Origin of the sequence: Planosporangium mesophilum (assembly GCF_016863255.1) — a bacterium.
Taxonomy (GTDB): Bacteria; Actinomycetota; Actinomycetes; order Mycobacteriales; family Micromonosporaceae; genus Planosporangium; species Planosporangium mesophilum.
In genome coordinates, this window is the sequence record NZ_BOON01000037.1 from 18184 (window position 1) to 41277 (window position 23094).

Here is a 23094-nt window from a genome sequence, read left to right on the forward strand (position 1 = left end):
ATCTGCTCGCTCAGTGCGCGCTCCACCCGCCGTCCATCATGATCGACTCGCCCGTGACGAACGAGGCCTCAGGGGAGCATAGATAGGCGACCAGCTCCGCGACCTCGGCCGGTTCGATCAGCCGCTTGATCGCCGCCGGTTCCAGCATCACCTTCTCCACGACCTCGTCCTCGCTGATGCCGTGGGCCTCCGCCTGCGCCGCGATCTGGCGCTCGACCAGCGGGGTACGCACGTACGCGGGGTTGACGCAGTTGGACGTCACCCCGCGCCCGGCGCCTTCGAGGGCGGTCACCTTCGACAGCCCCTCCAGGCCGTGCTTGGCGGTCACATAGGCCGACTTGAACGGTGAGGCCCGTACCCCGTGTACCGAGGAGATGTTGACGACGCGGCCCCAGCCGTTCGCGTACATGCCGGGCAGGGACGACCTGATCAGCCGGAACGGCGCCTCCAGCATCAGCCGCAGGATCGTCGAGAAGACCTCCGGCGGGAACTCGTCGATCGGCGCGACGTGCTGGATGCCGGCGTTGTTGACCAGGATGTCGCACCCGAGGCCGAGCCGGTCGACCGCCTCCAGGTCGGTGAGGTCCACCGCGATCGGCCGGCCGCCGGTCTCCTCGGCGACGTCGGCCAGCGCGGCCTCGTCGCGGTCGAGCAGAATGACCTCGGCGCCGGCCTGGGCCAACCGGACGGCGCAGGCCCGTCCGATCCCGCTCGCCGCGCCGGTGACGAGCGCGGTGCGGCCGGCGAGGTCCACCTGTACGGACATCAGGTCCCCCCTTCCCACGAGCGTCCATGCGGCGGCCGCCGGCTGCGGCAGCCGGGACAGCCCGGACAGCCCGGACAGCGGGACGACCGTCCCGTGACGGAGAACCTTAGATACGGTTGCGGACCCTGGGCCACGTGCGTGCCGCCCATATCAGCCACCCGCGGGGTGGACTGGCGCCACATGCGCCCGTGGTCGAAGGCTACATGGCATACGGGACGGCGGTGTGGCTACCGGACTGGCCCATGATCCCGCTCGCGTCTGCGTTGTCGGGGTCTCAACGCCGTTGAGACCCCGATAACCCACCACCGGTCGGAGTTCTAGCCTTCTTAATTCATACTCCGATAGCATTGTTGTATGAGTCGACGTGTGACGATCTCGGTACCCGACGACGTGGCCGACCAGCTCGAGGCCATTCCGGCCCGCCAGGTCTCGGCGTACGTGACCGATGCGCTGCGCAGGCGTCGAGCGTCCGACGACATCCGGGCTGCCCTGTTCGCCGCCGGCCATCGCGACTACGACTATGACCCGGAAGGTGCCGCGCGGCGCCTGGCCAACGGTCGGGTCAGCTCCGAGGTCCGTGAGGCCGCGATCGCGCGGTTGGCCGAGTCCACGGGGCGATCGGTCGACGACGTCCGTGCTGACCTGGACCGTCAGGCCATCCGGTGAGCGCCCCGTACTGGGTGCTCGACAGCGGTGCACTGATGGCCTACGTCCACGGGGTGGAGGCCGTCGGACAGGTTCTGGTCGACGTCGCCGACGTCGCCGGCAGCGTGGCGATTCCTGGCATCTGTCTGGTCGAGGCATACAGCCTGCTGGACCACGACGAGTACGAGTTGCTGCGGATGCTTCGCGGCAACCCCACCGTCCGTACGGTCCTTCCCTCCTTCGACCTCGACCACGCCGACGACTGTCCGGGCATCGGCAGCATGGCGCGACACGCCGGGCGTCTCGGTGCCGGTCATGCCGCCCATGTCGCGCTGTCCAACGCCGCCGGCGTGGTCACGTCCCGGCCGGACCAGCTCCGCCGGGTACTCGGCGACAAGTGGGAGATCCTCGAGATCTAACCGGGCTCGACCATCAGGCACAGCCGTACGAACCGCGAGTCACCGGGGCCGGGGCGCTCGTGCCCGTCGGGCTCCCAGCCGCGCCGGGCGTAGAAGGCCCGCGCCCGCTCGTTGTGCTCCGCGCCGCGAAGCCGACGACGGCACCGTCGTGCTCGGCGCACAGCAGTCTGCGGCCCGGCTTGGGGATGGCGCGCTCGTACGCGGCCCGCATCTCGGCGCGCTCGGCCGGGTCGTCGAGCTCCTCGTCGGGGATCACCCCGCGGTAGTACGTGTCGCGCGCCTGCCGGTGGATGTCCACCAGCGTGTCGACGTCATTCAGGGTGGCCGATCGAACGATCATGACGCTCAGCCTTGCAGGGCGTCGCAACCCCACCGCCGACCGCACATCGGCTACCCCCTCCGGGTAACCGGCCGGTGTCGGGACGGTGGACAGGGCTCATCGAAGGGCGGGGTAAGTGGCGTGGCCTGGCATCGGCCGTTATCGTGCGGTCGGCGCCCGTAAAGCGCACCCCCGACCGCAGCGCACCCCTAGCGACAAAGCGCACCGCGCCCACGAGGCGCAACCGACCGTCATGGAAGGCGCGTAATGACAGACTCCCCCGGCCCGTCCCGGCGCCGCGTACTGGCCGCCGCCGCGGCGGCCGCGGCGGCCCCGCTGGTCGCCGCCGCCCCCGCGCAGGCGCACCGGCCGTCACAGCAGCCTCAGGCCAAGACCTACGACCTCACCCTGCTCGGCACGTCGGACCTCCACGGCAACGTCTACAACTGGGACTACTACCGGGACGCCGAGTACGACGACAGCAAGCACAACGACGTCGGCGTGGCGAAGCTCGCGACCCTGGTCAACCAGATCCGCGCCGAGCGGCGCGGCAAGGCGACCCTCGTCCTCGACGCCGGCGACACGATCCAGGGCACGCCGCTGGCGACGTACTACGCCAAGCAGGAGCCGATCACCACCACGGGCGAGAAGCACCCGATGGCGCGCGCGATGAACGTCATCGAGTACGACGCGGTGACGCTGGGCAACCACGAGTTCAACTACGGGCTGCCGCTGCTGGCCATGTGGATCCGGCAGCTCGGCTTCCCGGCGCTCGCCGCCAATGCGGTCAACGCGCGCGACGGCAAGCCGGCGTTCCTGCCGTACATCATCAAGAAGGTCTCGCTCGGTGAGGACGCGCCGACCCTGCGGGTGGGCATCCTCGGCCTGACCAACCCGGGCGTGGCGATCTGGGACAAGGGCAACGTCGAGGGCAAGCTCCGCTTCGAGGACATGGTCGCGACCGCCGCGAAGTGGGTACCGATCATGCGGGAGCGCGGGGCCGACATCGTCCTGGTGTCCGCGCACGGCGGCGACAGCGGCACCTCCAGCTACGGGCCCGAACTGCCCAACGAGAACCCCTGTACGCTCATCGCGCAGCAGGTACCGGGCATCGACGCGATCCTGTTCGGGCACGCCCACAATGAGGTCGTCGAGAAGTTCGTCACCAACACGAAGACCGGCGCGCAGGTCCTGATGTCGGAGCCGTCGAAGTGGGGCCAGCGGCTGACCCGGATGGACTTCACGCTCAGCCGCGAGCGCGGCCGGTGGGCGATCACGAACAAGCGCGCCACCATGCTCAACACCAACACCGTGGTCGAGGACCCGGCGGTACTGGCGGCGGTGCGCGCCCAGCACGCCAAGACCGTCACCTACGTCAACAAGATCGTCGCCAAGTCGAGTGTCGAGCTGTCCGCGGCGGAGTCGCGTTACAAGGACACCCCGATCCTCGACTTCATCAACAAGGTACAGACCGAGGTGGTCACCACCGCCCTGGCCGGCGGCCAGTACGCGAGCCTGCCGGTGCTGTCGATCGCGGCGCCGTTCAGCCGTACCGCCGTGTTCCCCAAGGGTGACGTGCGGATCCGGGACGTGGCCGGCCTGTACGTCTTCGACAACACCCTGGAGGCCGTCGTGCTCAGCGGCGCCGAGGTGAGGGCGTACCTGGAGTACTCGGCGAAGTACTTCGTGACGCTCGCCGCCGGCGCTCCGGTCGACCCGGCGACGATCAGCGACCCGGCCGTGCCGGACTACAACTACGACGTGCTGTCCGGGGTGGACTACGACATCGACATCGCCCAACCGGTCGGCCAGCGGATCGTACGGCTGGAGCGGGACGGCAGGCCGGTCGCCGACGGTGACCAGTTCGTGGTCGCGGTCAACAACTACCGGCGCAGCGGCGGCGGTGCCTTCCCGGGCATCGTGAAGACCCAGGTGTACAACCAGGGGCAGGAGATCCGCCAGCTTCTCATCGACTGGGCGCAGGCCAAGGGCGTCATCGACCCGGCCGACTTCTACCAGCCCAACTGGAAGCTCGTTCGCAACGGCGTACCGGTCTTCTAGCCCGGCAGGCAGCGGGGCGTGCCGGTGCCGGCACGCCCCGCTCGCCGTTCAGGCAGTGCTCAGGCACTGCTCTTCGTCATGCCCGGCCCCGCTCGGCGCGGTACCGCTCGATCAGCCTCCGGGTCGACGGGTCCGGCGCCGCGTCGGTCGGCTTCTCGCCGGTCAGCAGCGGCGCCAACTGGTTGGCCATGACCTTGCCGAGCTCCACGCCCCACTGGTCGAACGGGTCGATCCCCCAGATCATGCCCTCGGTGAAGGTGATGTGCTCGTACAGCGCGACGAGCTGACCCAACGTCGACGGGGTCAGCTTGGGGGCGAGGATCGAGGTTGTCGGCCGGTTGCCCGGCATCACCTTGTGCGCCACCACGTCGGCGGGCACGCCCTCCGCCTCGATCTCCTCGCGGGTACGCCCGAAGGCGAGCGCCGCGGTCTGTGCGAAGAAGTTGGACATGAACAGGTCGTGCATGGCGTCGATGTCGTGGTTGGGCTCGCTGAACCCGATGAAGTCGGCCGGCACCAGCTTCGTGCCCTGGTGCAGCAGCTGGTAGAAGGCGTGCTGGCCGTTGGTACCCGGCTCGCCCCAGAAGATCTCGCCGGTCTGGTACGTCACCGGGGTGCCGTCGGCGCGCACCGACTTGCCGAGGCTCTCCATCGTCAGCTGCTGCAGGTAGGCCGGGAACCGGTGCAGGTACTGCGAGTACGGCAGCACGGCGTGGGTCTGCGCGCCGAGGAAGTCGTTGTACCAGACGTTCAGCAGCCCCAGCAGCGCCGGCACGTTGCGCTCGATCGGGGTGGTCCGGAAGTGCTCGTCGACGGCGTGGAACCCGGCCAGCATCTCCCGGAAGCGCTGCGGCCCGACCGCGAGCATGAGCGACAGGCCGACCGCCGAGTCGTACGAGTACCGCCCGCCGACCCAGTCCCAGAACCCGAACATGTTCGCGGGGTCGATGCCGAATTCCCGTACCCGCTGCTCGTTGGTGCTGACCGCCACGAAGTGCTTGGCGACCGCCGACTCATCCGCGCCGAGCTTGTCCAGCAGCCAGCGCCTCGCCTCTTTCGCGTTGGTCAGCGTCTCCAGGGTGGAGAACGTCTTGGAGGCCACCACGAACAGCGCCGTCTCCGGGTCGAGGTCCCGGGTGTTCTCGTACAGGTCCTCGGGGTCGATGTTGGACACGAACCGGCACGTGATGTCGGTGTCGCGGTAGGCCTTGAGCGCCTCGTACGCCATCACCGGCCCGAGGTCCGAGCCGCCGATGCCGATATTGACGACCGTGCGAATCGGCTTGCCGGTGTGGCCGCGCCACTCCCCCGACCGGACCCGCTCGGCGAAGGCCGCCATCCGGTCCAGAACCTCGTGGACATCGGCCACCACGTCCTGGCCGTCGACGGTGAGCTGGAAGTCGCGTGGTACCCGCAACGCGGTGTGCAGGACCGCGCGGTCCTCGCTGGTGTTGATGTGCTCACCGGAGAACATCGCGGCGATCCGCTCGCGCAGGCCGACCCGCTCGGCCAGGGCGAGCAGCAGCGACAGGGTCTCGTCGGTGACCCGGTTCTTGCTGTAGTCCACGTACAGGTCGACCACCTGGCCCGTGAGCCGCTCAGCCCGCCCCGGATCGGCCGCGAACAGGTCGCGCAGATGGGTGTCGTGGATCTGCTTGGCGTGCGCGGCGAGCGCGTGCCATTCGGGGGTGGCGCTGACGTCTGTACTCATCTCGGTGGACTCCCGGATCAAAGACGGCTGACCACCTCAAGTTACCCGGCGTGTACCGGGGAAACCGGGAGGACGGACCGTAGCCGGTCCGGTCCCGGCCTCGGTACCGGACATCCCGTGATGACCATCTAGACGAAGCTGCCGCCGCGCCCGCTGCCCTCGCTGAACCTGGTCGCGCCCGGTCTCGCCTCGGTCCGCAGGGCCGCCCGCCCGTGCTCGTGCTCGACCGCGAGCGCGCGCTCCAGGTCGAGCCCGGACGCGTCGTACACCGACGCCCGGTCGTGGCGCAGGCAGAGCTGCGGGAACGCGGCGATGGTCGCGGCGAGCTCCTCGGCGGCGGCGCGCGCCGTGCCGGTCGGCACCACGCGGGTGGCGAGGCCGATGGACAGCGCCTCGGCGGCGTCGACGGGGCGGCCGGTGAGGATCAGGTCGAGCGCGCGGCCGAGGCCGACGATCTGGGGCAGCCGGACGGTACCGCCGTCCACCAGGGGTACGCCCCAGCGGCGGCAGAACACGCCGAACGTCGCGTCCTCCTCGACCACCCGCAGGTCGCACCAGAGCGCGAGCTCCAGGCCGCCGGCGACCGCGTACCCGCTGACCGCGGCGATCACCGGCTTGGTCAGGCGCATCCGGGTCGGACCCATTGGGCCGTCACCGTCGGGTTCGACCCGGTTGGGCTGTCCGGCGGCGATCGCGTGCAGGTCGGCGCCGGCGCAGAAGGTACCGCCTGCTCCCCACAGCACCGCGACGCGCGCCTCGTCGTCGGCGTCGAAGGCGCGGAACGCCTCGGCCAGGGCCTCCGCGGTCGTACGATCGACGGCGTTGCGTACCTCGGGCCGGTCCAGGATCACCGTGGTGACCCGGCCGGAACGTTCGACGTGAACCCCGCTCACCGCTCCTCCTCCCGCGAAGGTCACGCGCTGGTCGCCCACGCGCACCGCGACCCGGTCACGATGCCGGCGCGCCCCGGCTCGAACCATGTCGATCGTCCACATCCATCATCAGATCACGCCTCCATCGCGGCGCGCAGTGGTCCTTGATGTAGCAGTGGTCCTTGATGTAGCAGTGGTCCTTGATATGTCGGCAATGGACGGACCACGTTTATCGGCGAGCGGTTCACCGAATCACGCGAAGCGCGGATCGATATCAGTACCCGACGCAATTGTCGTGGGTGGGCGCTACCCATCGACTACGGCAATAAGGCGGGCCCACGACGCATAGAAAATCATCCGGACAGATGGTCGGGCCACCGAACCGGCGCGAACGTCCCACCCACCGCGGACCAACCCCCCGTAGGCGCACGATCACGGCCGGTTTTGCTAGATCAACAGAGGGTACAGAGATCATCCCGGAGGGTCAGTGATCGTTTGCACAAAACACTTATTCCGGACATTGACACTGCGGAGAGTAATGGATTCACAACTTATCGAGATAATCGGTGTGGGTTATCGCACTTCTATTCGCCATATGACACGGGTACATATCTAAGCTCTCCGGGTGCCACGCCACTCCAAGAACGATCAGCAACCAGACAACGCGTTGAGCGAGCTCCGACTTTCGGACTATGTCCGGCTTCCGCGTCGGGGCCGCCATTCCAGGAAAACCGATATCCGCCCACTCATGGGTGCGGTTGCGGCCTCCATCGCGCTGGCCGGAGTTGGCATCGCTTCCTGGGGCAGTGCCAGTACCACGGTGCAGCCGGCCGCGGCCGGCACCGAACGAACGACGCTCACCGGGAACGCGGAGCGCGCCGCGGAGGCGTCCGCCGCTTCCCGCGGCCGGGCCCGCTCCGAGTCCACGTCCTCGGCCGGCAGCACGTCCCCCGCGCGGCCGCAGCAGAAGCCGAGGCCGACGAGCCCGGCTCAGGAGGCACCGGCCGCCGTCGCGCAGCAGAACGCGCCGCAGCAACCGGCGGTTCCGGCGCCCCCGGCCGCCAAGCCGTCCCCGACCAAGCCCGCGCCGGTCGCCGGGCTCGACCGAATCCAGATGGACAACGCGATCGCCATTGTCCGGGCCGGCCAGGAGATGAAACTGTCGAGGCGCGCGTTCGTGGTCGCGATCTCCACCGCACTGCAGGAGAGCCAGCTGCGCAACCTGGCCAACACCGGCATACCGGCGTCGCTGAACCTGACCAACGAGGGTACGGGACAGGACCACGACTCGGTGGGCCTGTTCCAGCAGCGGGTGACCATGGGCTGGGGCAGCCTGACCGAGCTGATGGACCCGAAGTCCTCGGCCCGCGCGTTCTACAACCGACTGGTCACCATCGTCGGCTGGGAGCAGATGCCCGTCACGGTCGCGGCGCAGTCGGTGCAGGGCTCGGCCTTCCCGTACGCGTACGCCCAGCACGAGTCCCGGGCCCAGCAGATCGTGGACGCGATCATCCAATAAGCGCCCAGCCATGATCACGGTGTACGGCCCGGGCTGCCCAGCAGCCGCGTGACCGGGCCAGCGGGCAGGTCGATCCGCTGATCCCCGTACCCGTGCAACCCCACTCTCCCGACGATCACGACAAGGTATAGGCGTACGTCAACCCGTTGACACGGACTGCGCCGTTACCTAACGTCTGATCGAAGCGCTTCGATGATCAACGGGGACGCCCCTACGGCACCTCGATCACGAGCGCACCGGCCCGTCCGGAGGAGAGCAGACGTGTGGAGACTGCGTAGAGCCCTCGCCGTCGCGGCGGTGGCCGCCCTCTGTCCGATCTTCGCCGCCGCCTGCGGAAGCTCCGGGGGGTCCGGCGACGGCAAGGTCCTGAAGCTGTGGCACTACGAGGGCGCCAACAGCGCGATGGGCATCGCCTGGAACGAGGCGATCAAGAAGTTCGAGGCGTCCCACCCCGGTGTGAAGGTGCAGTTCGAGGAGAAGGGGTTCGAGCAGATCCGGCAGAGCGCCAGCATGATCCTCAACTCCGACGACGCGCCGGACCTCATGGAGTACAACAAGGGCAACGCCACCGCCGGGCTGCTGTCCAAGCAGGGCCTGCTCACCGACCTCAGCCCCGAGGTCAGCAAGCGCGGCTGGGGCTCACACCTCAGCCCGGGCCTGCAGACCACGGCGCGGTACGACGCCAAGGGCGTCATGGGTAGCGGCACGTGGTACGGCGTACCGAACTACGGCGAGTACGTCATGGTCTATTACAACAAGGACCTGTTCGCCAAGCACGGCGTGCCGGTGCCGACCACGTTCGCCGAGTTCCAGTCCGCGATGGACACCTTCGTCAAGGCCGGCGTGCCGCCACTGTCGGTCGGCGGTGCCGAGTACCCGGCGCAGCAGATCTTCTACCAGCTCGCGCTGTCGAAGGCGAACCGGTCCTGGGTGGACGGTTACCAGCTGTACCGGCACCCGGTCGACTTCCACGGACCCGAGCTCACCTTCGCCGCCACCACGTTCTCCGACTGGGTACGCAGGGGCTACATCCCGGCCAACTCCGCGGGCATCAAGGCCGAGGACATGGGCCAGGCCTTCGAGCAGGGCAGGTTCCCGATCCTCATCAGCGGTAGCTGGTGGTACGGCCGGTTCGCCGACGAGATCAAGAACTTCCAGTGGGGCACGTTCCTGTTCCCGGGCACGACGCTGCACCTCGGCTCCAGCGGGAACCTCTGGGTGGTACCGCAGAAGGCCAAGAACAAGAGCCTGGCGTACGACTTCATCGATCTCACCATGAAGCCCGAGATCCAGAACCTGCTCGGTAACTCCGGGGGCGTACCGGTCGCCGCCGACCCGGCCGCCATCACCGACCCGAAGAGCAAGGAACTGATCGGGAACTTCAACACGATCACGAAGGCGGACGGGCTCGCGTTCTACCCGGACTGGCCGGCGCCCGGCTACTACGACGTCATGGTGGCCGGGATGCAGAAGCTCATCAACGGCTCGGCCGGCCCGAACCAGGTGCTCGACGAGATCGCCAAGCCGTACCGCGACAACCTGGCGAACGTCGGCAGATGAGCCGTTCGCACCGCCGCGCCGGGTACGCGATCTTCCTGCTGCCCGGCGCGGTGCTGTGCACCGGCGTCATCGCGGTACCGGTACTGGCCAACGTCGCCGCCAGCTTCACCGACTGGACGGGCGTCGGCACGCCGGCCTGGGTGGGGCTGCGCAACTACGAACGGCTGCTCGGCGACGACAACTTCTGGGCCTCGTTCTCGCACATCATCGCGCTGATCGTGGCGATGGCGGTGGTCCCGACGTTGATCGGCCTGGTGCTCGCCGCGGTGCTCTTCGACTATGTGTCCCCACGCTTCGGCCCACGCGCCACGAGCGCGCTGCGCGCCGGCTTCTACCTGCCCCAGGTGCTGCCGGTGGCGGTCACCGGCATCGTCTGGGGCTGGATCCTGCACCCCGACTACGGGGCGCTGAACTCGGTCCTCGGGTCGGCGGGCTTGAGGTCGCTGGCCCGCAACTGGCTGGGCGATCCGGCGTACGCGCTGTACAGCGTCATGGTGATCATGGTCTGGGTGCAGCTCGGGTACCCGGTGGTGATGTTCATGGCCGGGCTGCGGCGCATCGACCCGGAACTGTACGAGGCCGCCGACCTCGACGGCGCCGGCTGGTGGCAGCGGTTCACCCGCATCGCGGTGCCGCAGATCCGGCCGGAGATCTACGTGGTGCTGGTGACCACGACCATCGCGGCGTTGAAGGTCTTCGGCCAGATCTTCGTGCTCACCCGGGGCGGGCCGGGCAACGCGACGCTGGTGCCGAGCTACTTCGCGTACCAGAACTTCTTCGAACGCGCGAACGTCGGCTACGGCTCGGCCATCTCCACCGTGCTCGTCGTGCTGATCGTGGCGCTGACGTTCGTGTTCCTGCGGGTGCAGACCCGCGGTGGGGCGGCCTGAGTGACCCGCCGCCGCTCCCCCGGACAGTACGGGGTACTGGTCGCACTGGTCGTGCTCGCGCTACTGGTCCTCGCCCCGATGGCGCTGGTCGCGATGAACGCCGTGAAGACGCCGGCGGACTACGCCGCGCACGGCCCGCTGGCGTGGCCGCGCAACCCGAGCCTGTCCGGGATCGTGGACTTCTGGCACCGGGCCGACTTCGGCCGCAAACTGCTCAACAGCTTCGTCATCAGCCTGGCCGTCGCGGTCGGCGGCGTGGTCGTGTCGGTGCTCAACGCGTACGCCCTGGGCATCGGTAAGGTGCGCGGCCGGGTGGCGTTCCTGGTCGCGTTCCTGGTGGCCAATCTGGTGCCGCAGGAGGGGCTGGTCTACCCGCTGTACTACCTGTCCAAGCTGGTCAACCTGTACGACAGCCAGCTCGCGGTGATCATCATCTTCACCGCGATCCAGAGCGCGTTCGGTACCTACCTGCTGTCGAGCGTCTACGCCGGCTTCCCGACCGAACTGCTCGACGCGGCCGCCATCGACGGCGCCGGCCGGTGGCGGACGCTGTGGCGGGTGGTGGTACCGGTCAGCCGCCCCACCCTCGCGGTGCTGTTCACGTTCTTCTTCGTCTGGACCTGGAACGAGTTCCTGCTGCCGCTGGTCTTCCTGATCACCAACTCCCACCAGACCGTCCCCGTCGCCCTCGGCGTGCTCCAGGGGCAGCGGATGATGGACGCCACGACCACCAGCGCCTCTGCCCTGCTGGGCATCCTGCCCGCGGTCCTGTTCTTCCTGGTCTTCCAGCGCACCCTCACCCGAGGGATCATGGCCGGCTCCGTCAAGTGAGGGATGGTGCATGAAGTTCACCGACGGGTACTGGATGATGCGCGACGGGGTCCGGCCGCTGTACCCGGCGGAGGTGCGCGACGTGGTCGCCGAATCCGCGTCGCTCACCGTCCACGCGCCGACCCGCCGGATCACCCACCGCGGCGACACGCTCAACACCCCGGTCATCACCGTCACCTGCACCTCGCCGATGCCCGACGTGATCGGCGTACGGATCAGTCATCTGCGCGGCGGGCGCGCTGCCGGACCGGAGTTCCGCATCGCGACCGAGGACTGCGAGCCGCAGGTGACGTCGGACGATGACACCGTCACGTTCACGTCCGGGGCGCTGGGCGTACGGTTCTCCCGGGGCGACCGGTGGGGCATGGAGTTCCTGGCCGACGGGGCAACGCTCACCTCCAGTGGCCCGAAGGCGATGGCCGCGCTCGACACCGACGACGGCGGCCACTACCTGCGCGAACAGCTCGCCCTCGACGTCGACACCCACGTGTACGGGCTGGGCGAGCGGTTCGGCCCGCTGGTCAAGAACGGGCAGGTCGTCGACGTCTGGAACGCCGACGGCGGTACCAGCAGCGAGCAGGCGTACAAGAATGTGCCGTTCTACCTCACCGACTCCGGCTACGGGGTGTTCGTCAACCACCCCGGCGCGGTGTCGTTCGAGGTCGGCTCCGAGGCCGTCTCCCGGGTGCAGTTCAGCGTGCCGGGCCAGCAGCTTTCGTACTTCGTCATCTACGGGCCCACCCCGCGCGAGATCCTGCAGAAGTACACCGCGCTGACCGGCCGGCCCGCGCTGCCGCCGGCGTGGTCGTTCGGGCTGTGGCTGACGACGTCGTTCACCACCTCGTACGACGAGGAGACCGTCACCGGCTTCATCTCCGGCATGGCCGAGCGCGACATCCCGCTGTCGGTGTTCCACTTCGACTGCTTCTGGATGCGCGAGTTCCACTGGTGCGACTTCCGGTGGGACCCGGCGACCTTCCCCGACCCGGAAGGGATGCTCACGCGGCTGAAAGAGCGGGGACTGCGGATCTGCGTCTGGATCAACCCGTACATCGCCCAGCGCTCCGCGCTGTTCTCCGAGGGCGCGGCGGCCGGATATCTGCTCCGCAAGCCCTCCGGCGACGTCTGGCAGACCGACCAGTGGCAGGCCGGCATGGCCCTGGTCGACTTCACCAACCCGGCCGCCCGCGACTGGTACGCCGGCAAGCTGCGCGCCCTGCTCGACTCCGGCGTGGACTGCTTCAAGTCCGACTTCGGCGAGCGGATCCCGACCGACGTCGCGTACTTCGACGACTCCGACCCGTACCGGATGCACAACTACTACAGCTACCTGTACAACGAGACGGTCTTCGAGGTGCTGCGGGAACGGCACGGCGACGGCGGGGCGGTGCTGTTCGCCCGGTCGGCGACGGCCGGTTCGCAGCAGTTCCCGGTGCACTGGGGCGGCGACAGCGAGTCCACCTTCGCGTCGATGGCCGAGAGCCTGCGTGGCGGGCTGTCGCTGGCCATGTCCGGCTTCGGGTTCTGGAGCCACGACATCGGCGGGTTCGAGGGCACACCCGACCCGGCGGTGTTCATCCGCTGGATCCCGTTCGGGCTGTTGTCCTCGCACAGCCGGCTCCACGGCAGCGGCTCGTACCGGGTGCCATGGCTGTTCGGCGACAAGGCCGTTGAGGTGCTGCGCGAATACACCCGGCTGAAGGCCCGGCTGATGCCGTACCTGTACGCGGCCGCCCTGGACGCCCACCGCGACGGCACGCCGGTGATGCGGCCTCTTGTCTTCGAATTCCCGGACGACCCGGCCTGCGCCTACCTGGACCGGCAGTACCTGCTGGGCGACAACCTGCTGGTCGCGCCCGTGTTCTCGGCCGAGGGCGACACCTCCTTCTACGTACCGGCGGGCGGCTGGACCGACCTGCGCACCGGCGAGGTGTTCAGCGGCCCGGGCTGGCACCGCCGGCGTTATGCGCTCGGTGAGCTGCCGCTGCTGGTGCGCCCCGGCTCGGTGATCCCGATGGGCGCCCGCGACGACGGCCCCGAGTACGCGTACGCCGACGGCGTGACGCTGCGGGTCTACCACCCGCGCGACCGCCAGGAGATCACGGTGGCGGTGCCGGACCCGAGCGGGGCGACGGCCGCGACGTTCACGGTGACCCGCGACTGGTCGACCATTGTCGTCGAACGGGACGGGACGCCGGCACCATGGCGGGTACTGCTCGTCGGCGAGTCCGGCGATGCCACGGTCACCGGTGGCCGGGCCCTACCGTCCAACGACGGCGTACTGGTCGAGGTCGACGCGGTGAAGCGTCGGTGCCTCATCCAGCTCGGACCCCAGCCGACGGACCGGTGACCGTCGCCTTACCGCCGAGCGCGGCAGGGTTCGGCGGGTTGTACATTCACGTTCCACGGCCGCACGCCAGGGCTCGTCCAGATCCGGGGACCGAGCACCGGTCCCGCGCCGGCCGGCGGGGCGCCGGTCAGCATCGTGACCTCCAGGGTCCGAAACGAACCCGGCTTGAGGTCAACCGTCGAGATCCCGACCGAACGTTGACGTTCGATCCCTGTCACCAGCGGGACCGGGGCTCCATCGAGCCGCGCACCGGTAACGGTGCCGCCGGTCGGGCTGAAGACCGAAACGTCGGTTCTCATCGTGTAGCGTTCACCGGCGAGCGCTTCTCCCGTGACGCCGGGCGCCAGTCCCTTGGTCGGCGCGGTCGATCCGAGCGTGACCCGCAGATTCAATTCTCTGCTGCCGTCCGGCCGGCAGTTCATGGCCGTGAGCTCCGCGGCATAGGTCAGGTAGTAGTCGAGCTTCGCGCCGGTACGGTCGTTGAGGAAGATCCCGACCGTCGGCGTGGTGCCGTCCGTGGTGGGCAGCTGGCCGTCCAATGTAGTTCCTTCGATCAGCCGCTGCTCGGCCGGATCGGCGTTCCACAGCAGAACCCGGCGCTCACCCATCGCGCGAGCCAGCTGTTGCACCAGCTGGCTCATGTCGCGAGCCTGTCCGACGAGCGCATCGAAAGCGCCGCGGGCGGCCACGGCGAAGTACCGGTCCTGCTCAGCCGGTGTCATGGTCGCGTACACCTCGGACAACAGGGTGGGCACCGCGTTGTCCGACCACAGCGGTTCACCGCTGGACACCTCGGCCGGGCCCGTGGCCCCCAGGACGTATGACAGGGCTACCGGATCGGTCGCCAGCACGGCGTCCACCGTGCGGCCGGTACGCCGCCGATACATCTCCCGCGCGAGGCTGGCGACGGTCGGGAAGTGTGGCGTGAGGTTGATGTCGGCCGGGTGCTGGCCGAGGCTATCGGTGTACAGCGCCCGGAGCGCCGGGTCGAGGGGCAGCACCGGACTGTCGAACGTCCCCAGCCCGGTGGCGGCCGTCCCCTGGTCGATGATGCGCACCGCGCCGTCGTCCGCTTCGACCACGAGGAAGGCGCCCGGCATTCCACCCGTGGCACGGGCCTCGGCGAGATTCTGGAACAACAGCAGGTAGGTACGCGGGCCGCCGGCTCCGAGCATCGCGGGCAGGAGTACCGAGAAGCGCTGTGCCAGGTCGGTGATCCGGGCCGCCCGTTCGAGCCCGGCCCGCAGCTCCGTCACGCCCGCTCGGGTCTGCGACATCAGATGGTCGTCGGCGATCGCGTCGACCCGCTGCCGCGCCACGCGGACAGCCGTCGCCGCCCGCGCGACTCCCGGCGCGGCGCGCCGGAACGCAGCGAGGTCGACCCGGCCGTCGCGCGGCGTCAGTGCATCGAGGTCGACGACGCCGGCCGCCTCGACCAGGGGCGGCAGCGCGTCCCGGGCGAGATCGTCGACCGTCACGGCGACCGTCCGGACCGCGGCGAGATCGGCGCCCGCAACCGGTACGGCCGCGCCGAGCCGGAAGCCGACATCGCCCGTCTCGCCGCGCGCCGCACCCGTCTCCCGCCGGAGCGCGGTCAACGTCCGCCGGGCCGCGTCGATGTCGCCCTGCTCGACCTGGTCCTGCAACTGACGCAGCATCAGCCCGGCGGTTCGCAGATGCTCACCGGCTCCCAGCCCCCGCGCCCCGATCCACCACACCGCTGCGGTGGCCAGGCACGCGGTCACGACCACCACGGCAACCATCCGCCGCAGTCCCCGCAGTCGCCGCGGGCGCCGCCGACGACCGCGGGGAGAGGGTACGGTTCCGAATCGTTGTTTCGCCGCGGCGATCCGCAGGCGCCGGCCAATGGTCCGGCCGGCTGATTCCACCCGGTCGCGCATTTTCTTGATCGGATTGTGAGTGGTATTGCGCGACGTTCCGGGGGCTCTGCTGTCCGTCACACTCGAAATATTAAGTTCACGGGTGCATAGCTGCACGATGTGGACGGCCGAAATTCCATCAGCCCAACGGGCTCGTGATCATATGGTCTCCGCTGCCGGTGCTGCGCGATCGGCGCCCACGCGCCACTATTTTTCCTGGATTAATGAACTCCGGTCGGAGTTCGCAGAGCACCCACCGCTCCGCCGGGATCCAGTCGCATACCGCGCGGTAGAAATGAATCGCTTTCCGTCGCGGCGGGAGCGCGTCACTCCCCGTGTAACCGCCGGTCGGTGCCGCCGAGGCACGCCGGTGATCCTCTGGACAAGCCCCCTTCACCGGTTTATGGTCCGCCTTATCGAAGCACTTCAACGTCTCGGTCGGCACGACCGGGTAGTCGAAGCGGTTCGATACCTCATGGGGAGGCAGCCTCGAAGGGGGACCGCCGTGTTCGACCGCCGGGTGAGACGAGACAGCCGGGTCAGCCGACACAACCGTGCCAGCCGCGGCAGGCGGGACGGATCCGCCCGCAGACGGATCCGGCGCGGCATCGCCGCCGGGCTCGTCACCCTGCTCGCCGCGACGCTGGCGCCGGGCCCCGCGATGGCTGCGCCCGACGGGTACGCCTACCCGTTCCAGAACCCGCGCCTGCCCCTCGCGGCCCGCGTCGACGACCTGGTCTCGCGGCTCACCCTGGACGAGAAGATCTCCCTGCTGCACCAGTACCAGCCGGCCATCCCCCGGCTCGGCATCCGCCTGTTCAAGGCCGGTACCGAGGCGCTGCACGGCGTCGCCTGGTCCAACGACCACACCGACAACGGCAGCGTGGTCACCGCAACCGCGACGGTGTTCCCGCAGGCGGTCGGCCTGGCGAGTACCTGGGACCCGGCGCTGATCCAGCGGGTCGGCTCCGCCGTCGGCGACGAGGCCCGGGGCCTGAACGCGCAGAACCCGACCGTCTGGGGCCTCAACCTCTGGGCGCCGGTGGTCAACCTGCTGCGCGACCCGCGCTGGGGGCGCAACGAGGAGGGCTACAGCGAGGACCCGTACCTGACCGGCGCGATCTCCACCGCGTACGGCCACGGCCTGGAGGGCAACGACCCGCGGTACCTCAAGACCGCCCCGACGCTCAAGCACTACCTCGCCTACAACAACGAGGTACGCCGCGACACCACCTCGTCGGTCGTACCGCCGCGGGTCTTGAACGAGTACGACCGGGCGGCGTTCGAGCCGGCCATCGCCGCGGACGCGGCCACCGGCGTGATGCCGTCGTACAACCTGGTCAACGGCCGGCCCAACACGGTCAGCCCGGAGCTGAACGACGTCGTGCGGAGCTGGACCGACAAGCCGCTGTTCAACCCCAGCGACGCCGGCGCCCCGGCCAACCTGACCGGCTCCGAGCACTACTTCGCCACCCAGGCCGAGGCGAACGCCGCCGCGATCAAGGCCGGGATCAACAGCTTCACGCAGGACGGCACCGACCCGACCGGTACCGTCAACGCGATCAGGTCCGCGCTCGCGCAGGGCCTGCTGTCCGAATCCGACATCGACACGGCGGTCGGCCAGAACCTGAGCCTGAGGTTCCGGCTGGGCGAGTTCGACCCGGACGGCGGCCCGTACGCGAAGATCACGCCCACCGTCGTGAACAGCCCGGCGCACCAGCGGCTGGCCCGGCAGGCCGCCGACGAGGCGGCCGTCCTGCTGAAGAACACCGGCCGCACCCTGCCGCTGGACGCGTCGAAGACGAAGAAGGTGGCGGTCGTCGGGCCGCTGTCGGACGTGCTCTACACCGACTGGTACAGCGGCGCGCTGCCGTACCGGGTGACCCCACTGGCGGGCGTCAAGGAGCGCCTGGGCGCCGGCGCGACCGTGACCGGCAGCGAGGGCGCCGACCGGATCACGCTGAAGGACGTGGCCACCGGGCAGTACGTCACCGGCGGCACCGGGCCGGGCGGCGCCGCCCTCGCGGAGCGGGCGACCGGCCCGGACCCGACGACGCAGTTCGACGTGTTCGACTGGGGCCAGGGCGTTCTGACGCTGCGCAGCGTGGCCAACGGACGGTACGTCGGCTACAACTGGTCGGCCTTCGTCAACGACCAGACCCAGCCCAACGGCTGGTTCGTCCAGCAGATGTTCAAGCTGGAGCAGCGCGCCGACGGCAACTACGCCATCCGGTACGCCGGGTACGAGTCGGCGTACGACTGGTCGCAGGCGTACCGGACGCCGTACCTGACCCGGCAGCCCGACGGCACGCTCAACCTCGGCGCCGCCACCGCCGACGCCGCGACGGCGTTCACCAAGGACGTGGTGACCAGCGGCCGGGACAGCGCGGTCGCCGCGGCCAAGGGCGCCGACGCAGCGGTCGTCGTGGTCGGCAGCATGCCGTTCATCAACGGCCGCGAGGACCACGACCGTACCGACATGGGCCTGGCCGAAGGTCAGGAGGCCCTGGTCCGGGCGGTCCGCGAGGCCAACCCGAACACGATCGTGGTGGTCTCCAACAGCTACCCGACCACCCTGAACTGGGAACAGGAGCACGTACCGGCGATCCTGTGGACCACGCACGCCGGGCAGGAGACCGGGCACGCCGTCGCGGACGTCCTCTTCGGCGACCACAACCCGGCCGGGCGGCTCACCCAGACCTGGTACCGGTCCACCGCCGACCTGCCCGACATCCTCGACTACGACATCATCGCCGGCGACCGCACCTACCAGTACTTCCGGGGCACGCCGCTGTACCCGATGGGGTACGGCCTGTCGTACACCACGTTCCGGTACGACAACCTGCGGGTCACCTCACCCGTCGTCGACTCCCGGGGCGCCATCCGCGTCAGCGTCGACGTCACCAACACCGGCTCCCGGGCCGGCGACGAGGTCGTCCAGTTGTACAGCCACGCCCAGCGCTCGCGGGTCAAGCAGCCGATCAAGCAGCTTCGCGGATTCAACCGGGTACATCTGAACCCCGGGCAGCGCAGGACGGTGACGATCACCATCAAGGCGAGTGACCTGGCCTTCTGGGACGTGACCCGGTCCCGGTACGTGGTCGAGTCCGGCGGGTACGACCTGATGGTCGGCGCGTCGTCGGCGGACATCCGGGCGACCGGCCAGGTGCGGGTACGCGGCGAGGTGATCCCGCCGCGCGACCTCACCCGGACCACCCGCGCGGAGAACTTCGACGACTACTCCGGCGTCACGCTGGTCGACGAGTCGAAGGTGCGGGGTACCTCGGTCGGCTCGACCGGCGCCGGCACCTGGCTGAAGTTCGCCGACTCCTCCCTGGAGCGCGGCACGAACCGGCTCACCGTGCGGGCCTCGAACGCCGGCACCGCGGAGATCGCGGTGCGGGTCCGGCTCGACGACCCCGTTTCCGGCCCGCTACTCGGCACCGCACGGGTACCGGTGACCGGCGACGTGTACTCGTACACCGACGTCACCGCCGCGCTGCAACGCGCGACCGGCCGGCACGACGTGTACCTCGTCTTCGACGGCCCCGCCCGGCTCTCGACGTTCTCGCTTTCGTGACGACCATGAAGGCGCGCGCCGGCCACTCCTTCATGATCACTGAGACTTCTGGGCGTCAGAGCGACCCACACTCTCGGTGATCATGAGTCTCGGACGGTCAGGACCGGTGGCAGCAGCGTCGCGTCCGGCACCGTGCGACCGTCCAGTTTGGCGATCACGAGGTCGACCGCCCGACGGCCGACCTCCTCGGCCGGGATGTTCACCGACGTCAGCCGCGGTCGCACCCGCTCGGCCACGTCGTCGGGGCAGATCGCGACGACCGACACCTCCTCGGGTACCCGCCGGCCGAGCGCCCGGAACGCGTCCAGCAGCGGAGCAACAGCCGGCTCGTTGTGCACCACGACCCCGGTCAGGTCCGGGTACTCGGTCAGCAGTTCCCGTACCGTCGCGAGTACCGCATCCGGGGTCGGCTCGCACGGGCGGACGGTCCCGGCCAGCCCACGGCGGCGCAGCGCGTCGGAGAACCCGGCCGCGGTGCGCCGGGCGAACCCGAGCGACCGCTGGTAGACCACGGGCGGCGAACCGACGAGGGCGACGCAGCGGTGGCCGAGGTCCGCGAGGTGGTCGACGCAGGCCGCGCCGGCCGCCGCGAAGTCCAGGTCGATGCAGGTCAGCCCGGTCGCTTCCGCGGGAAAGCCGATCAGGACGGACGGCCGGTCCAACTCGCGCAGCAGCGGGAGGCGCTGGTCGTGCAGCTCCACGTCCATCACGATCAGTGCGTCGGCCAGCGCGCTGGCGGCCACCCGCTGCAGCCCCTTGTCCCCCTCGTCCTGCGTCAGCAGCAGCACGTCGTGGTCGTACGCCCGGGCGGCCGTGACGACGGCGATCGCGAACTGCATCAGGACCGGCACGTACAGCCCGGTGTGCAGCGGGACGATGAGCGCGAGGACGTTGGAGCGGTTGCTCGCCAGGGCCCGCGCCCCGGCGTGCGGGTGGTATCCGAGCGCCCGGACCGTCTCCAGCACCCGCTCCCGGGTCGGCTGCGAGATGGGCCGCTTGCCGCTCAGAACGTAGGACACGGTACTGGGTGACACGCCGGCGCGCCGCGCCACGTCACCGATCGTCACCACACGCTGCTCCGTCACGACGCGCCGACCCTGCCCCGACGATAATGAGCCTGACGACAATCATGCGCGTCGGGCCGCGTCACGCCGGTTCGGCGGCGCGACCGTACCGGGCCAGTTCGACGTGGTCGTGGGCGGAGAAGATGTCGACGCGCTCCTCGTTCGCGGCGCGCAGCTCGCGCAGCCGGGCCTGGTTGGCCCGCCGGGCCGGGCCGTCGGCCTGGACGAGTGCCTGGAACGCCCGCAGGCCCGGGGTGCAGCGTGGCCGGGTCGGGTCGGTCTCGTCGTGGAAGAAGTACGCGTCCCCGGCGTGCAGCAGCCAGCCGGCCCCGGTGTCGACCGCCACGGCGCAGTGGCCGCGGGTGTGCCCGGCCAGCGGGATCAGCAGGATCTCCGGCGGCAGGCCGGCGAGCTGGCGTACCGCGTCGAAGCCGAACCAGGCGTCGCCGTCGGTGTCGCTGTACGTCGCCCAGGTCGGTCGGTGCGCCCAGTGGTGGGGACGGTACCGGCGACGCTCGCCCGCGGTCGACGGGCTGAGCGCCGCGTCGCGCTCGCGTGCGTGTACGTGGACCGTCGCCCCCGGGAAGTCGGCGAGCCCGCCGGCGTGGTCGAGGTCGAGGTGGGTCACCACGATGTGCCGGACGTCCTCCGGCCGGTACCCGAGCCGGGCGACCTGCCGGACCGCGGTCTCGTCGGGGTCCAGCACCGGCCGGGTCAGCCGCACGAACCGCGCCCCCAGCGAGCCGACCGGGTCGCGCACGTCGGCCAGGCCGAGTCCGCTGTCCACCAGGACCAGGCCCCGGTCGGTCTCGATGAGCAGGCAGTGGCAGACCATCACGCCCGGCTCCAGCAGTCCGCCGTCACCGTTGACCAGTCGACGGCTGACGGGGCGCATCGTGGCGCAGTTGAGGTGGTGTACGCGCACGGGATCTCCTGTCGGGTCAGGTAGCGACGGCGGCGGCGATCGACGCCGCGAGATGGTCGGTGACGACGCGCAGCGGGCCGGTGTCGCGCTGGACGCGGGCGAGCAGCAATATACAGACTGGTCTAATTATCTCCCGGCCGTTTCGGTGCCGGCACCTCGCTTCCGATCGGCGCCGCCCATAATCGGCATACTGGCGATCGCGAGCCCGCGTGGCGCGCAAGCGACGTCGCCTACCGCCGAAGGAGCCACCGTGTCCGGAGGAGCCGCCGTGACCAGGGATGAACTGCTCGCCTACTGCATGGCAAAGCCCGGCGCCTGGCAGGACGAGCCGTGGGAGGGCGACGTGGTGGTGAAGGTCGGCGGCAAGATCTTCGCGTTCCTCGGGTCGGAGGCGGGGCCCGAGGCGGGACCGGAGGCGGAGGCGCAGGCCGGGTCACAGCCGGAGTCACAGCCGGAGTCGCAGGCGGGCGTCGCGGTCGGGCTCAAGTGCGGCCGGAACCGGGAGGTGGCCGACGAGTGGCTGGCGCGCTACCCGGACGACGCCTCGGTCATGGCCTACATCGGCCGGGCGGGGTGGAACACGCTGCGGGCCGGCGGCGCCATCCCGGACGACGAATTGCGGGAGGCGATCGACGCCTCCTACGACGCGGTGGTCAGCAAGCTACCGAAGAAGGAGCGTCCCTGACCCGTCGGCGTCAGTCGCCCTCGGCCATCGCGCCCCGCAGGACCGCCGCGGTCTGCTCGGGCAGCGTGGGATTGACGGCGACCCCGGTCGCGAACTCCAGCCCACCGGGGGTGGTGACCCGCGGGTACAGCGTGACGTGCCAGCGGTACCAGTCGCTCGCGGCCGGGTCGTCGGCCGGGCCGGCGTGGACGACCAGGTTGTACGCCGGATCGCCGAGGACCGTCGCGAGGCCGGCCAGCACGCGGGGCAGCACCCGCGCCATCGCGGTGACGGCGTCGTCGGAGGCGCCCGCGAGGTCCGCGCTGCGGTCGGCGGGCAGCAGTACCGTCTGATGCGGCACGGACGCGGCGTGCGGCTGCAGCACCAGCACCCCGTCGGAGTCGCGCACGATCCGCCCACCGTCGCGGCGCTCCGCCTCGGCGAGGTCGTCGTGCAGGCAGCGCCCGGTCCGCTCGGCGTGCTCGCGGGCCAGCCGCCACCGCCGCCGCAGCCCCGGTGGTGCCTGGTCTAGCGCCACGAGCTGGGTGTGCGGATGGGCCAGCGACGCGCCGGCCCGCGCCCCGTAGTTACGGAAGACGCTGACCGCGGCCGACCCCCGCGCGGCGTGGGCCCGGCACCGCTCCCGGATCGCGAACAGGACCGTCGCCACCTCGGCCGGGGAGCCCGACCGCAGGTCCCAGTCGTGCCGCGCGGACTCCACCACCACCTCGTGCCGCCCGGCGAACGGCAACGCCACCGGCTCCTCGCCGCCGGTGTCGACGTCATCCGTCTCGACCAGGGCGTACAGGTTCGGAACCACCCGCACGCGCCAGGCGTCGGACCCGGCCGGTACCCGCATCACCTCCGGCGGCGTCATCGCCTCGTTGCCGGGACAGAACGGGCAGGGCGCCGGCCGCTTCGGTCCGTCGACGGGTCGCGCGGCCCGTCGGGGCGCGCTGACGACCCAGTCCCCCGTCTCGGGGTCAACCCGTGCTTCGACCATGCCGCAACAAGATACGCGACGGGCGGGCCGATCAG

The 23094-nt window shown here is 70.0% G+C and carries 18 protein-coding genes; 10 read left to right on the plus strand and 8 right to left on the minus strand.

Annotation, left to right across the window (positions count from 1 at the left end; all coding sequences use genetic code 11):
* Positions 1–10: 10 nt before the first annotated feature.
* Positions 11–766, minus strand: a complete 756-nt coding sequence (locus tag Pme01_RS20020; protein ID WP_168116548.1) for a 3-hydroxybutyrate dehydrogenase — start codon at positions 764–766, stop codon at positions 11–13.
* 354 nt (positions 767–1120) lie between these two features.
* Here Pme01_RS20020 and Pme01_RS20025 point away from each other — a divergent pair, with 354 nt between their 5' ends.
* Together Pme01_RS20025 and Pme01_RS20030 are read left to right on the plus strand one after the other, a co-directional pair.
* Complete coding sequence (locus Pme01_RS20025; RefSeq protein ID WP_168116547.1) at positions 1121–1432, plus strand: hypothetical protein; 312 nt, start codon at positions 1121–1123, stop codon at positions 1430–1432.
* On the plus strand, positions 1429–1830 hold the full coding sequence (locus Pme01_RS20030) for a hypothetical protein (protein ID WP_168116546.1): 402 nt from the start codon (positions 1429–1431) through the stop codon (positions 1828–1830). The genes Pme01_RS20025 and Pme01_RS20030 overlap by 4 nt, the downstream gene beginning before the upstream one ends.
* Positions 1831–1843: 13 nt before the next feature.
* Here Pme01_RS20030 and Pme01_RS20035 read toward each other — a convergent pair whose 3' ends face one another.
* On the minus strand, positions 1844–2170 hold the full coding sequence (locus Pme01_RS20035; RefSeq protein ID WP_203935754.1) for a GNAT family N-acetyltransferase: 327 nt from the start codon (positions 2168–2170) through the stop codon (positions 1844–1846).
* Between the two features lie 246 nt (positions 2171–2416).
* Here Pme01_RS20035 and Pme01_RS20040 point away from each other — a divergent pair, with 246 nt between their 5' ends.
* A complete protein-coding gene (locus Pme01_RS20040; protein WP_168116545.1) occupies positions 2417–4210 on the plus strand; it encodes a bifunctional metallophosphatase/5'-nucleotidase in 1794 nt (597 codons plus the stop codon).
* A gap of 76 nt (positions 4211–4286) precedes the next feature.
* Here the strand turns inward: Pme01_RS20040 and pgi are convergent, their stop codons facing one another.
* Positions 4287–5921 (minus strand): glucose-6-phosphate isomerase, encoded by a 1635-nt coding sequence (gene pgi / locus Pme01_RS20045; protein ID WP_168116544.1) that lies wholly within the window; start codon positions 5919–5921, stop codon positions 4287–4289.
* A gap of 128 nt (positions 5922–6049) precedes the next feature.
* Positions 6050–6814 (minus strand): crotonase/enoyl-CoA hydratase family protein, encoded by a 765-nt coding sequence (locus Pme01_RS20050; protein WP_239088347.1) that lies wholly within the window; start codon positions 6812–6814, stop codon positions 6050–6052.
* Between the two features lie 727 nt (positions 6815–7541).
* Here Pme01_RS20050 and Pme01_RS20055 point away from each other — a divergent pair.
* The 5 genes from Pme01_RS20055 to yicI all read left to right on the plus strand — a co-directional run bounded on the left by Pme01_RS20055 (position 7542) and on the right by yicI (position 13943).
* The gene (locus Pme01_RS20055) at positions 7542–8312 is read left to right on the plus strand and encodes a hypothetical protein (RefSeq protein ID WP_168116542.1); all 771 of its coding nucleotides are present in this window, start codon (positions 7542–7544) and stop codon (positions 8310–8312) included.
* Positions 8313–8573: 261 nt separating this feature from the next.
* Complete coding sequence (locus Pme01_RS20060) at positions 8574–9872, plus strand: ABC transporter substrate-binding protein (RefSeq protein ID WP_308441096.1); 1299 nt, start codon at positions 8574–8576, stop codon at positions 9870–9872.
* Positions 9869–10762, plus strand: a complete 894-nt coding sequence (locus Pme01_RS20065; protein WP_168116540.1) for a carbohydrate ABC transporter permease — start codon at positions 9869–9871, stop codon at positions 10760–10762. The genes Pme01_RS20060 and Pme01_RS20065 overlap by 4 nt, the downstream gene beginning before the upstream one ends.
* On the plus strand, positions 10763–11593 hold the full coding sequence (locus Pme01_RS20070; RefSeq protein ID WP_239088348.1) for a carbohydrate ABC transporter permease: 831 nt from the start codon (positions 10763–10765) through the stop codon (positions 11591–11593).
* A 10-nt stretch (positions 11594–11603) separates the two neighbouring features.
* The gene (gene yicI / locus Pme01_RS20075; protein WP_168116539.1) at positions 11604–13943 is read left to right on the plus strand and encodes an alpha-xylosidase; all 2340 of its coding nucleotides are present in this window, start codon (positions 11604–11606) and stop codon (positions 13941–13943) included.
* Between the two features lie 8 nt (positions 13944–13951).
* On the opposite strand, the gene Pme01_RS20080 is transcribed toward yicI, so the two are convergent.
* The gene (locus tag Pme01_RS20080; protein WP_168116538.1) at positions 13952–15706 is read right to left on the minus strand and encodes a DUF4012 domain-containing protein; all 1755 of its coding nucleotides are present in this window, start codon (positions 15704–15706) and stop codon (positions 13952–13954) included.
* Between the two features lie 637 nt (positions 15707–16343).
* On the opposite strand from Pme01_RS20080, the gene Pme01_RS20085 reads away from it, so the two are divergent.
* The gene (locus tag Pme01_RS20085) at positions 16344–19403 is read left to right on the plus strand and encodes a glycoside hydrolase family 3 protein (protein ID WP_308441097.1); all 3060 of its coding nucleotides are present in this window, start codon (positions 16344–16346) and stop codon (positions 19401–19403) included.
* 80 nt (positions 19404–19483) lie between these two features.
* Here Pme01_RS20085 and Pme01_RS20090 read toward each other — a convergent pair whose 3' ends face one another.
* Positions 19484–20488 carry a LacI family DNA-binding transcriptional regulator gene (locus Pme01_RS20090; RefSeq protein WP_239088349.1) on the minus strand — a complete coding sequence of 335 codons (1005 nt, stop codon included), beginning with the start codon at positions 20486–20488 and terminating at the stop codon, positions 19484–19486.
* A 61-nt stretch (positions 20489–20549) separates the two neighbouring features.
* On the minus strand, positions 20550–21392 hold the full coding sequence (locus tag Pme01_RS20095; RefSeq protein ID WP_168116537.1) for an MBL fold metallo-hydrolase: 843 nt from the start codon (positions 21390–21392) through the stop codon (positions 20550–20552).
* 268 nt (positions 21393–21660) lie between these two features.
* Here Pme01_RS20095 and Pme01_RS20100 point away from each other — a divergent pair, with 268 nt between their 5' ends.
* Positions 21661–22077: an MmcQ/YjbR family DNA-binding protein gene (locus tag Pme01_RS20100; RefSeq protein WP_168116536.1), complete on the plus strand. Its 417-nt coding sequence runs from the start codon at positions 21661–21663 to the stop codon at positions 22075–22077.
* A 10-nt stretch (positions 22078–22087) separates the two neighbouring features.
* Here Pme01_RS20100 and Pme01_RS20105 read toward each other — a convergent pair whose 3' ends face one another.
* Positions 22088–23059: a galactose-1-phosphate uridylyltransferase gene (locus Pme01_RS20105; RefSeq protein ID WP_168116535.1), complete on the minus strand. Its 972-nt coding sequence runs from the start codon at positions 23057–23059 to the stop codon at positions 22088–22090.
* Positions 23060–23094 lie beyond the last annotated feature (35 nt).

Coding starts and splice junctions, on each gene's coding strand:
- Pme01_RS20035 (WP_203935754.1), bottom strand. CDS start 2,170: ATGATCGTTCGATCGGCCACCCTGAATGACGTCGACACGCTGGTGGAC.
- yicI (WP_168116539.1), top strand. CDS start 11,604: ATGAAGTTCACCGACGGGTACTGGATGATGCGCGACGGGGTCCGGCCG.
- Pme01_RS20065 (WP_168116540.1), top strand. CDS start 9,869: ATGAGCCGTTCGCACCGCCGCGCCGGGTACGCGATCTTCCTGCTGCCC.
- Pme01_RS20025 (WP_168116547.1), top strand. CDS start 1,121: ATGAGTCGACGTGTGACGATCTCGGTACCCGACGACGTGGCCGACCAG.
- Pme01_RS20040 (WP_168116545.1), top strand. CDS start 2,417: ATGACAGACTCCCCCGGCCCGTCCCGGCGCCGCGTACTGGCCGCCGCC.
- Pme01_RS20055 (WP_168116542.1), top strand. CDS start 7,542: ATGGGTGCGGTTGCGGCCTCCATCGCGCTGGCCGGAGTTGGCATCGCT.
- Pme01_RS20080 (WP_168116538.1), bottom strand. CDS start 15,706: ATGGTTGCCGTGGTGGTCGTGACCGCGTGCCTGGCCACCGCAGCGGTG.
- Pme01_RS20105 (WP_168116535.1), bottom strand. CDS start 23,059: ATGGTCGAAGCACGGGTTGACCCCGAGACGGGGGACTGGGTCGTCAGC.
- Pme01_RS20020 (WP_168116548.1), bottom strand. CDS start 766: ATGTCCGTACAGGTGGACCTCGCCGGCCGCACCGCGCTCGTCACCGGC.
- pgi (WP_168116544.1), bottom strand. CDS start 5,921: ATGAGTACAGACGTCAGCGCCACCCCCGAATGGCACGCGCTCGCCGCG.